This is a genomic window from Pedobacter humicola (genome assembly GCF_056490705.1).
This window is the reverse complement of sequence record NZ_JBWJIG010000032.1, coordinates 1-11311: the sequence shown is the minus strand read 5'-3', so window position 1 is coordinate 11311 and position 11311 is coordinate 1. Positions and strand designations below refer to the sequence as shown.

At 36.7% G+C, this 11311-nt stretch carries 11 protein-coding genes; all 11 read left to right on the top strand.

From position 1 onward, the window contains the following. Positions 1-181: type VI secretion system tube protein TssD (gene tssD / locus AC04Q1_RS26325; protein ID WP_478367427.1), on the top strand; the 181-nt coding region annotated here is incomplete at its 5' end. A 348-nt stretch (positions 182-529) separates the two neighbouring features. Then, complete coding sequence (locus AC04Q1_RS26320; protein ID WP_478367501.1) at positions 530-2392, top strand: type VI secretion system Vgr family protein; 1863 nt, start codon at positions 530-532, stop codon at positions 2390-2392. Positions 2393-2395: 3 nt separating this feature from the next. Next, positions 2396-2572 (top strand): hypothetical protein, encoded by a 177-nt coding sequence (locus tag AC04Q1_RS26315; protein WP_478367500.1) that lies wholly within the window; start codon positions 2396-2398, stop codon positions 2570-2572. Positions 2573-2574: 2 nt separating this feature from the next. Further along, a complete protein-coding gene (locus AC04Q1_RS26310) occupies positions 2575-3549 on the top strand; it encodes a hypothetical protein (RefSeq protein ID WP_478367499.1) in 975 nt (324 codons plus the stop codon). Between the two features lie 23 nt (positions 3550-3572). Then, positions 3573-4487: a hypothetical protein gene (locus tag AC04Q1_RS26305; protein WP_478367498.1), complete on the top strand. Its 915-nt coding sequence runs from the start codon at positions 3573-3575 to the stop codon at positions 4485-4487. Between the two features lie 48 nt (positions 4488-4535). Further along, entirely contained in the window at positions 4536-5486 is a 951-nt protein-coding gene (locus AC04Q1_RS26300; protein WP_478367497.1) for a hypothetical protein, read from the top strand. Between the two features lie 4 nt (positions 5487-5490). After that, a complete protein-coding gene (locus AC04Q1_RS26295) occupies positions 5491-5970 on the top strand; it encodes a DUF4280 domain-containing protein (protein ID WP_478367496.1) in 480 nt (159 codons plus the stop codon). A 3-nt stretch (positions 5971-5973) separates the two neighbouring features. Next, positions 5974-8658 (top strand): OmpA family protein, encoded by a 2685-nt coding sequence (locus AC04Q1_RS26290; protein ID WP_478367495.1) that lies wholly within the window; start codon positions 5974-5976, stop codon positions 8656-8658. Beyond that, positions 8655-9746 carry a hypothetical protein gene (locus AC04Q1_RS26285; RefSeq protein ID WP_478367494.1) on the top strand — a complete coding sequence of 364 codons (1092 nt, stop codon included), beginning with the start codon at positions 8655-8657 and terminating at the stop codon, positions 9744-9746. The genes AC04Q1_RS26290 and AC04Q1_RS26285 overlap by 4 nt, the downstream gene beginning before the upstream one ends. A gap of 56 nt (positions 9747-9802) precedes the next feature. After that, positions 9803-10162, top strand: coding sequence for a hypothetical protein (locus AC04Q1_RS26280; protein ID WP_478367493.1), 360 nt, complete (start codon positions 9803-9805; stop codon positions 10160-10162). A 28-nt stretch (positions 10163-10190) separates the two neighbouring features. Then, on the top strand, positions 10191-10781 hold the full coding sequence (locus tag AC04Q1_RS26275) for a hypothetical protein (RefSeq protein WP_478367492.1): 591 nt from the start codon (positions 10191-10193) through the stop codon (positions 10779-10781). Positions 10782-11311 lie beyond the last annotated feature (530 nt).

Sequence of the window (11311 nt, the reverse complement as noted above, 5' to 3'; positions counted from 1 at the left end):
TAAGAAAGGCGAAGAAGATTCAAAAATGAAGGAACTGTCTTTCGAAGATGGTTACATCATCCAGTATAACGAGGGTATTGCGGTAAACGACAATACACCGATGACTTTAAGTTTTGTAGTTTCTGCCCGCAAGTTAAAACTGGGCAATGCAGAACATGAAAACGATTGGCCTAAAGCTTAATCCGCATTAAATATATCATAATTAGAGCGCCCCGATTTATCGGGGCGCTTTTGATCGCTTATTATTTATCACCCTACATCTACCTATTATCCCAAATCAATATTGCTTTGTGATGCATTACACGCATCACAATTTATATCAAAAATTAATGCTCAATTATGTCTAACCATCTCAAACATATTGCAGTAAAAAACGATTACTATTCAGGTAAAACGGTTGGTTCGGCATCCACACGCAATATTCTTTTAAACATGGTGTACAGCGGAAATGGGTTTATTATTAATCTTACCGCGTGTTTATATACCCTGTATCGGGTTTGAGCTATTGTTGTGATCAAGATAAATCAATATGGAAAAGAAACTCATTGCAGAAATCAATATAGAGGATAAGGAAATTACCCATTTTGCTTCCTTTAGTCTTCAACAGGCTTTTAACGAACATCATTATTTCGAGCTGCGCTTTAACCATGATCAGATGGGGGCACCAGGATTGATCAGCTTAGACGACAGCCGCGATTTTGTAGGCAAAACCTTAACCGCATCCTTTGGTTATTCGCCGGAAGGTATGCAGAATTTTGTAGGACTGGTTTCGAAGGTAGAGCTATCGCAAAGCCATGGTTATCATGGTGTTTTAATTGTAAGTGGTTATAGTCCAACGATTTTAATCGACCGCGGACCAGATTTAGGCTCTTATTTAGATAAAGATCTGAACGAAATTGTAAAACTGGCAACGAAAGATACACCGGCTAATGATTTAAAAGTTGTTGCAAATGCTGCCAGGAGTTCATCAATAGACTATATTATCCAATATAGAGAAAGCGATTTTGCATTTCTAAACCGGCTTTCGGCCGAATACCATGAGTGGTTTTTTTATGATGGTAAGCAGCTAAACTTCGGAAAACCCGATACCCAAAAAGAAATAGCGCTTTTTTATGGCAGGGATGTGCAGGAAATGCAATATGCAATGGAAATAGCGCCGATTAAAAATAAACGGTTCTCCTACAATCCCAAGCAAAATGAGATGTTGCTTAGCGAGAGCACGGGCAAAGTAGATGGTACGCCTGATTTATCACATGCCATTAAAGCTTCCAACCTCACTTTCAGCAAAACCTTCAATCAACCTTCCTTAATCAGGGTTGATAATGGGAATGATATTAAAGACCTTGTAGAAAACGAAGAAAAAGCCAATACCAGTGAACTCTTAAAAGTTACCGCAAGGGGCGATAACGCCGGCTTAAGTATTGGTAGCATTGCCGAAATTACCATGAGCCTGCGTAAAGAACTGGCCTTTACGTCAGAAAGTTTAGGTAAATTCCTGATTACCGGCATTAAACATCATATTGATGAAAATGGTAAATACCACAATACCTTTGAAGGTAAAATATCGACTACAGAGCGCCTGCTGGTTAAAAACTTTGAAAAGCCACAGCCCGATATGCAACTGGCCGATGTAATTGATAATAACGATCCACAAGGGCAGGGCCGTATTAAGGTGAAATTTAAATGGGAATGTTTAACCAACGATGTGACCGAGTGGCTGCGTGTGGTAACCCCAAGTGCAGGTATAGGCGATAGAGGCAATAACCGTGGGTATTTTGCCATACCAGAAATAGACGACCAGGTGATGATTGCTTTTGAAGAGGGAAATATTGCCCGGCCAGTGGTGATGGGCAGTGTGTACCACAGTTCGAGCGTAGACAGTAGCCCGTTGATTAAAAACCACCTGAAGAGTATCATTACCAGAAGCGGGCACCTGGTTGAGTTTGATGATGACCCGAATACCCAGGGTATAAAAATTACGGATATCCATCAAAATATCATCCATATTGATACCAAAGGCAATAATATTACCATTACGGCACTCGAAAACATGAGTTTGAACTGTAAGAATATGCAGATTAACGTTCAGGAAAATATGGATGTGCAAGTGGGGAAAGATCAGAGTACAAGCGTAGGGGATAATCAAAGTATATCTGTTAATAAAGACATCTCGATGATAGCAGGAAATAATTATTCGCTAAGTGCTACAGGTAATATTCAGGAAAATTCTGATAACCGGACGGAGTCTGTATCTAAAGATTTCATAAGACAGGCTGAAACCTCAAATGAACTGGCCAGCGAAATTACTTTATTTAGTCAGAAAGAAAATATGACTTTACAAAGCGGTAAAACCGTTGAAGTAAACAGTGCAGAGAAATCAAAATTATTTTAAGTTATGGCCATCAAAAAACAGTGTACCAATATGAACGTCAGGGTAAAAGCAGAGTATAAACTGGTGGTTGGAAATACTATTCAAAAAATAGCCGATCATATTAATGTTGAAGCAAGACTTAAAAATCTTTTTCTGGTTAGCAATAAAAAAGTGGTGGGTCAAGGTGGTAAATCGAGTTAGTTATGGCAAATGTTCAATTTGGTAGTTATTCGCCCGCAGAGGAGCCTAAGGATGCTACACAATATGTTTATTATACAAGGGAGGGTGAGTTTCTGGGGGGAATAGCTGGCAGTGCTAAAATTTTCGTGACCACGAAGGCGAAATATGATCAGGCAGTACCGGCAAAAAACTGGGAAACTGTTAATGATGAATCCCAGTTGGTAAAATATGATGGAAACGCACTGGTTCATGCGGATTTCAGGTACATTGCTTATATCATCAGCCATGAATCTGGTAATGCAGATATTAAGGAGCTCAGGTGTGTAGCTTTCACGAGTCACAATAGGTCTGTTTCAACAAAGAAAACCTGGCGCGCGCTATTGGCTTCCGGATATTCGTCGGTACCCAATAAAAAAGAACTTCCGGATAAAAATGATGAAAAGTCGAAACTGTCCAGATACGCCGTGCTTGATGTTTGTTTTGGCGTGAAAGATATTACAGATGGAGCGGAATTCTGGGATGGAACTGACTTTCTTGCATGGGGAAATTCTGAAACAAATCCATATAATAAATTAGGGCAAAACAAATTTGACGAATATAAATTCGTAGAAATTCCAAAAAACATCTATGATGAGTTTGTTGCCGCTAATGGTACATCTGCCAGATATAAAGATAAGGGCAATCATGATGATAAAACAGATAAAGGGACGCATGAGCATGTTACGAAAAAAGTTAAAAAACCCGTAAAAGGACCGGATGGCAAACAATTGAAAGGACCAGATGGCAAGCCACTATTTGAAGAAGTTGATGTTCCTGATCGAATCAAATATGCGGTTCCATCGACAGATTTTGGGGATCAGCAGTACTGGACAAGTGGAAACTTTTATTACGAAACAGGCGTAAAAACCACAAACGGCATTTCGGCCACCATTACCGCAGGCAAAAGTATTTTCTGGAAAATTACGGCAACGCGTTTAACGGCCTCAACACCAAAGTAAGCATGATTAAAATAATCAATATAATGATTCTGAATTTCCTGTTTATGGGCTGCACGATAGCGCAACAGGGGAAAAAGACCGCAAATATTTACAGCGGAATTTTATTAACCCGGTATGTAGAATCTAAATCTGCACAAGAAACGGAACGTGATACGACCAGGATTTTGTATGTACATAACACTTTGGGCGACAGTTTATTTGTATATAAAGTGGCTGAGGGGTTTTTGTCTGAAGCTACAGCATATACCTTAACTGCAACCAATAAGGGTCTGTATCTTAACATAAAACCGGTATTAAACAATTCAGATGCAAATGAGACTTTACGAATCTTATTTCAAGACTCAGATCATAGCTTGCTGATCAATCAAACTGATCGGTATGTACTTTATCCTAAGTTTTATTCTTTATTAAAGCAACAGGTAAACGATAAACACTCCATTATAAGTTTGTTCGATTTCCTGGAGGATTATCTCGAGGATTATGCCATCTCAGACATTTATCCACTATTATTGTCTGCAAATCAGGGGAGGTGGGGAAAAAACATTCTGCAATCAAAGATTACGACCTTAAGAAGTCAATCGGAAGTAAAAGATACCTGGAATTTTAAATATCAGTATAACAGTGTTGGTAAAATTGAGACGGTAAAAGCAGCCTCGGCTGATGAAGTGCATTTCAGTAAAAAGATCCGTTATTTAAGTCCGGAAGCAATTGAAATGACAACTTATCGCAACAATGAAGATCGTCAGATCACATCGCGTAAAGCAATCTATAGCCCTTCAAAATCTGTCCCGCTTAAGTGGAAAGATAATGTGGAAGAAACGGGTAAAAATTTAGAAACCGAGATTGCTACAACTATGACTAGAAGAAGCCTCGGTAAAATGAATTCGATACGCATGAACCAGGCAGAAGTATTAAAACTGGTTATGCAAGTGAAATAGCCTGTTATTGAAAAGGAAACAGAATGTTAGAATTAATTATACATTAAGGTGGACATTGCAAATAAAAAAGTTTACTATCCGGGCATATGTGCCCTTCGTTTGGAATGGCCAGCTGAGCAGTCTGTTAATTATAGTGTTGTGATTAATTTTGATGAAGAACAGGAAAATAATGAGGTTAAGTACCAATTGCGTTTAACCCGATTAAAGCCTGTTGTTGAAGGTCAGGCCTTGTTCCAGATTGAACGGATAAGTGATGTTTTTATTAATGAAACTCTACCGGATTTTATAGCCGATCGTTTGGCTTATGCTGCAGGAAAAGTATTCTATCCTTTGGTAATTGCGGTAGACCATAACGGAGGTTTTGAATCTATTTATAACCACAAAGAAATATTGAACCGATGGCCTTCGGTAAGAAATAAAATTTTAAATGATTTTGAAGGTGGCCTGGTAGAAGATTACCTGCTAAAAATGGAACAACAGCTTTCCAGCCAGGATAACATACAAATCGCATTTTTAAATAATGACTGGTTTCTTCATACTTTTTTCCGCCCAATCTATAAGGAATATGGAAGGAACCACTCCATTGAAAACGTATATAAATTTCCCATTGCGCGGGATTTTAAAATAGAAGGGTATCAAACCATTGAAAAATTGAGTGCGGAAACCAACGATTTCGGCGGAATCGAATTATTACATGATGGTAAGATTCTTCCCCTTGATGATGAATATATCGAACACAAAGCTGAAGGTAATTATGAAGGATATTATCTTTTACATCCAAAGAGTAAACGTATTGTTTCGCTTTTTTCGTCCGTAACCTTTAAAGAAGTAGTGAAAACAAGTGTAAGTGTAAAAATATCAATAATTCCTGATGGGAATGAAGAATTTGATCACGATTTTATTTTAGATACCAATATTGATCATTTGCCTGTTTCAGATATGGTGATTCTTGATGGTTCATCAAGAAAAGGATTTTGGGAACGGTTATTTAATAAATAAAGATATGGCAGAAAAACATATTGTTGTTCAAGGTGCTCAATGCATGTGCAAGTTTGGTTCAGCGCCTGATAAACTAAAGGTACTAACCCATGCTAAAGAATATGCCAATGATAAGGATGGGAGCAAGAAGCCTATAGCCACTACAGTTGATATTAATGCAACTTTTGAAAAAAATATGTTCGGCTCATGCTCAAAGATGAACAACAGGCCCTGTAATGCCATTGTAACCAAGTGGTCGGGCTTTTATGAAGAAACCATACTTTCTAACGGAGGTAAAATTTTGCTTGAAGACAGCAAGGCAACTTGCCCTGTTGGTGGTACAGATTGCATTGAAATTATTCAGCATGGACAAAAAGCAGAAGCCTCAAAACAGAACTTCGATAACGCAAATAAAAATGTACAGTCACAGCTAAATCCAATGTCCGAATCTTTAGATCAATCCGCGAATGATTTTGAAGGCATGGAGGTAAGTGTTAAATCATAAAATATGGCGAAGGGAATTAAGAAAATTATCTGGGCAGGAGAGGGTAAGGTATATAATTCAAAAAAAGGCTCCGTAGCCAATCAGCTCCTGGTTGTTGAACCAAGCCAGTTTGTATGGTTTAAAGTAGGCGAATGGTTGCCAGGAACTACCGAGCAGGATAAGAAAAAAGAGATAAAATGGGCTGTTTTTAACAACAAAGGATTTATAGACTTTCAAAGAACATTGCCTGGTAGCGCAAGGTATGCTTTAAAAATACCAAGAAGATTATCAGGACCTTATTTATTTTATATCGAAGCAACATGGAGTGGCAATTTTGATGGTAAATCAGGTATAAAAATTAGAGGTGAATCGCCTGCCAGAATTGTAGATAGTAAGTGGAGCCGTACAGAGGGTGGTGAAGATGTACGCAAAACCTATCAGTTTTCTTATGGGGAACTGATTTGGCTTAAATTTAATACCGAAGGTTTAAACGGATATAACAATGTTGAGGTTAGGGTATTCAGGAAATTGCGTTCGGCGTATGGTTTATTGCCAAAAGAAGACGAGGTTACCCGGAAAATCTATTTTGTTAACGTAATTAATGGCGAAATCAACCTGAAAATCCCGAATACATTTGCCTGGTATCAATCGATGAAGGACAGATCAGATGTGGAAGAATTTTATGTCCGCATTGTTCATCCAACAACAGGTGTATATGTCCAGGATGAAAAGGGAGATACTGCACATGCGAGGTTTTTAAGAATAAAGGATAAGGTCGTTTCTCAAGTTGTAGAGAAGCCACAAAACAGAACGCCGGTTACCATTTATGAACCGGATAAAAACGCAAAAAGATTCGAACTGTGTAAGTTTGAACAGATTAATGTTACTGAAGAAGGAGCTAAACCTGTTCTTGTCTTCGATAATGGGAAAGGGGTTAGGAATATCAAGGATAAGCGTGAAAAAACCCTGATATCTATTGTTTTTAAATTTGATAGCACCGAACTTTTGCCCGAAAGCCTTAAACAGCTTAACAATATTTTGCAATTTTTACTTGAACACCGGTACAGTACTATTCAGCTTGATGGCTTTGCCTGCGTTATCGGTAAACAAAACCACAACAATATATTGTCAGAAAACAGGGCAAAAACAGTTAGGGAGTTTTTCATAAAAGGAAAGTTAGATCCTAATCGTATCAAAGCAGCCGGACATGGTGAGGTTAATCCTACGGATGATAAAATGGGTAGGGATAATATCAAATACAAAAACGAATATGAGTATACAAGTAATAGGCGGGTGGATATCTCATTCGAATATTACGGGCATAACGCGGAAACCATTAATTATCAAACCATATTGGGTAGTACGCCAAAGAATATTCTTATACAACCGGTTAATTTCGATACCAAAGCTTGTTTTGATAGAAAAAAACATGATAAAATAATTACCCTGTACAATCTTAATGAGAAAAAGGCACAGAAGGAAGGAAGTATTACAATCCCCGCTGTATCGGCTATAGGTAAGCATGATTTAATGCCTATACAATATATATGGCCTATGAATAAGGCTACTTTAACGAACATTTATAGTTCAGCTAATGAATATTTAGTTCATGTCCATTCATGTAGATACTTTTCTGTAGAAAATAATCCTACATTAAATGTCCAGGTTTATCCGGATATCGAATGGACGCTTGAGTTCTCTTATAATTTTGTTAACTCTGCGGCTTACACGCATGGAAATCTTCCAGAGTATAGCAGAACAAATCCGAAACCAGATGAGGTTAAGGAGATTATTCGAGATAACAGAAAGGCACAATCTAAGGCTGTTGCTGCCGGTAAGGAATCCGCAAGGGTGAAAAACAGCCCGGAAATGCTTACCAAATTTGAACTAAAGCTTCAGGCTGAATGGGATTCGAAACAATCAAAATCAGAAGTTGGGGTTGAATTTGGGAAGAAAATAAGAAAAGTGCTCGATGTGTTTGTAAAATATAAAGAAATTGCAGACAAAGTAAAAGATACGATCGGTGGCGCTGTAAAAAAGAGCCCCAAAAGTCCTCCGTTCATGTTCGAGGTACAATTTCCATCTTTAAATGCCGCAATTAATTGGAGCTTACAAAAAGGAGAAGGGCAGTATGCAGGTAAAATAGCGACCGTTGGAAAATTAAATTTTAAAGGAGATCCTTTGATTGGGGCATCCTTTATTATTGACTTACTGGCGGTTGGAAGTAGAATGCATCCGCTCGTTGCTGCCATGATTACCGGAACTGAGTTAGCTTTAAGTGCTTTAAATGGCGGTATTACCTTTGAAGCGAAATTTTATGGAAAGCTTAGTTTCGATTTCAAAGCACTGGAGATTAATAGTTTGTCTGGTGTAAAAGGTGGAACCCTGGATTTAGGTGCAGAGATGGGGGTAGAGATAACACTCAAAATTAACTTTGCTGTTAAATACAAATCCTGGTTTATGGAAGTTGAGGTAAAACTTAGGGCACAAGGAGCTGCTAAAGCTTATTTCGCTGCCAAACTTGTGCTCGATTCAGATCAAAAGGGTGTATTTTATAAACCTGAGTTAGGCTTTTCTGGCTTAATATTTACATTTGAAGCAGAGATAGTAGTTCAAGGGTTTAAACGTATGCTAAAGTTTAGTAACGATAAGGATCCATTTTTAAAAGCAGATGTTCCTAATTTAACAAAACAGTATCTGCTACCATGATAAATTCTAGAATTATACTGCTGAGTGGCTTGTCGCTTCTACTTGCATCATGTCAACATCAGTTGCCTGATAAAACAAAAAAGCAGTTAGAACAAACTGAAAATTTTTGGAAACAAAGAAATCGCTTAATTACAATGGAAAAAAAAAGCATAGAATTCCCTAAGAAAAAAGATACATCTATAACGGAAAGGAGAATAAACAGGATCTATATTGATAACATGGAATGTCAATTTGAGGTATTTGTGGATGATGTTTTGTTGTTGAGGATAATGGGGCCAATTACCAAAAGTGGCGGTGGTATTACTGGAGATCATGACATCAACCAATTGCTGCTAACATCAGGTGAACATGACATTAAGGTTATGATGTATCCGAAATTTGAGCAGGCATTTTTCGGAGAAGAAGGTTATGTAAATTTAACATTTTCTCATTTTACAAGGGAAACATTTAAAAAACCGGTGTATTTTAGTGATATGAATGCCAACAATGGAATCCATATAGATCAGTCAGAGAAACAGTGGATAGAAAAGTGGGATGAAGAAAATCAGGTTGGTTATGATGGAGATTATGTCAGCAAACAGCCTCATAAATTTAAAGGATTTCCGGCTTATGAATGGCACAAAACTTTTAATGCCGAGGTCCCATTTGATATTGTAGGCTGGCGCAACTCCATTGATTTGTACAAGGAACAGGAGGATGAAAAGAAAAACATTCGTAATGAAGTGTTTAATGAGTACAAAAAAATATATGAACTAATCAGTAAAAGAGATATTCAGGCATACATCAGTCTGGTTAAAGAACGGGAAGAATTGGTTACCCAAACTTTGCATTATCGAGAAAATGAAAAAAAAATGCGACAAGAAGAGTTTGTAAAGTTGATACAGGATCCTGATTATGAATTGGAACCCATGTATGAAGAAACATTTAAATTGGATTTCCAGGGCTATGGAAGATTAGTTTCTTTGGTGAATAAAGTTGATGGAGAAGGTATTATCCGTTTAAAAAACACAAAAAATCCGGATGACAGCGTATACCTGGATTTTCGTTTCCAAAGAAAAAGCAAGCAAGAAAAATTAACTGTGATTTAAACAAAGTAACAAAATCTTCTTTTTAAAACTGTGTAAGATTTTAAATTCAAGAAATTATGAGGGGAATATTATTTATAGTAGCAATTGTATTTTTTTTAGGCTGTAATGCTCAAACAAAAGAACAAGAAAAAAAAATCATTGGCAAATGGGTTAGCAACATGAAAGATCTTAAAACTGGCGCATATATTGGAAAAATGTATGTACAGTTTACCCCAAATGGCGAATTTATTCAAACAACAGGGGAGGGAAATGAACAGGTTGTTTCGAAAATGACATATAGAATTAGCAATGATAAAATTTACTATAAAGGAAAGGCGACGGCAAATGAGGAATTTGACTCTAACTTCTCCTTTAAGGACGACATATTGATTATTGAAGCCGGAGGCGAAAAAACTGAATATTTAAGAGTTAAATAAATGAGATCTACGGAAAACTTAAATCTAAATGAATAAACTTATCGGTATTATTCTAATTGGTTGCCTTGTGGTATCGTGCAGTTCACGAACTGATCTGGAAGCTTTGAAATTTGACGAAGATATTTCTAAAGTTATTGAAGGGCATAAGGAATTTCGTAAAAATCTTGTGGGAAGCCATGGATTAAAGGGCTACTCGTCTACTAAACTGGATGGATTTAAAATTGGAAGTGCTAAAATTTCATCCTATGAGGTTCCAAATGGAAATGTCTCCGATCATAGTGATTTATGGATTTATATAGATAATTATAACGCTAAAAAGTTTTTAGGATACAGATATTCATCCGCTGATGAGGAAGAGAGTAAAAAAATATTAGATTATTTAAAATCAAAATACAAAGGCTATAAAACAAATATAAATAAAGTGCATGGGGATTTCTATTTCTGGGATCTTCCAGCATCTAACAAATGGATTTTTGTAGATCAATATGATAGTGTTAATCACATCCAAACCAACTTTACTATCGTAAAAAGAGGTTTAAGGGTTGAAAATTCTTCCAATAAATGCGTATTTAGTATATACGATGTATATAAGATGATGTACCCAGATGTACTTAAATAATACACAAGCTAATCCATTTAAATAAAAATTACCTATTAAGTTACGCTTTCAGTACTTAAACTTTCATTAGTAGGAAGTTCTCTTTCGAAATCATATCTTAATTAAAAAATATAGGTACTAAAGCTTGGTTCAGCTTCGTGCTTCGACTGGTACAAAAATTAGCTTTGTCTGTAAATATGTCTCTAAAAGTAACACCTTGTCCAAAAATGCTACAATGTTTTGATCTACATACTGTAGTAAAAATCAGACTCTGTTTTTTTTGAAAAAAAATCATTTTTTTTATTCTCAAAAATCTGCGTTCTCCTTACCGTAGGCTAATATTTCAGAAATAATTGATTGTGTTAGCCATTATATATGAGCAACATACACAATAATTGGCTTAATATTTGGTTTATAATTAATGTAGCGGAGGCTACGATAAATCAATTTTTTAACCTTTAAATTTTAAAACTATGGCTTTCAAAGCTAGATTAAACTTTTCAGGCAAGGAGTACGATGTGCTTCATTGTGCCTATGCGTTAAACCGTGAT

What these genes read in the sequence shown, in the direction of transcription:
- AC04Q1_RS26320 (WP_478367501.1), top strand. Translation starts at nt 530, where the DNA reads ATGGAAAAGAAACTCATTGCAGAAATCAATATAGAGGATAAGGAAATT.
- AC04Q1_RS26315 (WP_478367500.1), top strand. Translation starts at nt 2,396, where the DNA reads ATGGCCATCAAAAAACAGTGTACCAATATGAACGTCAGGGTAAAAGCA.
- AC04Q1_RS26310 (WP_478367499.1), top strand. Translation starts at nt 2,575, where the DNA reads ATGGCAAATGTTCAATTTGGTAGTTATTCGCCCGCAGAGGAGCCTAAG.
- AC04Q1_RS26305 (WP_478367498.1), top strand. Translation starts at nt 3,573, where the DNA reads ATGATTCTGAATTTCCTGTTTATGGGCTGCACGATAGCGCAACAGGGG.
- AC04Q1_RS26295 (WP_478367496.1), top strand. Translation starts at nt 5,491, where the DNA reads ATGGCAGAAAAACATATTGTTGTTCAAGGTGCTCAATGCATGTGCAAG.
- AC04Q1_RS26290 (WP_478367495.1), top strand. Translation starts at nt 5,974, where the DNA reads ATGGCGAAGGGAATTAAGAAAATTATCTGGGCAGGAGAGGGTAAGGTA.
- AC04Q1_RS26285 (WP_478367494.1), top strand. Translation starts at nt 8,655, where the DNA reads ATGATAAATTCTAGAATTATACTGCTGAGTGGCTTGTCGCTTCTACTT.
- AC04Q1_RS26280 (WP_478367493.1), top strand. Translation starts at nt 9,803, where the DNA reads ATGAGGGGAATATTATTTATAGTAGCAATTGTATTTTTTTTAGGCTGT.
- AC04Q1_RS26275 (WP_478367492.1), top strand. Translation starts at nt 10,191, where the DNA reads ATGAATAAACTTATCGGTATTATTCTAATTGGTTGCCTTGTGGTATCG.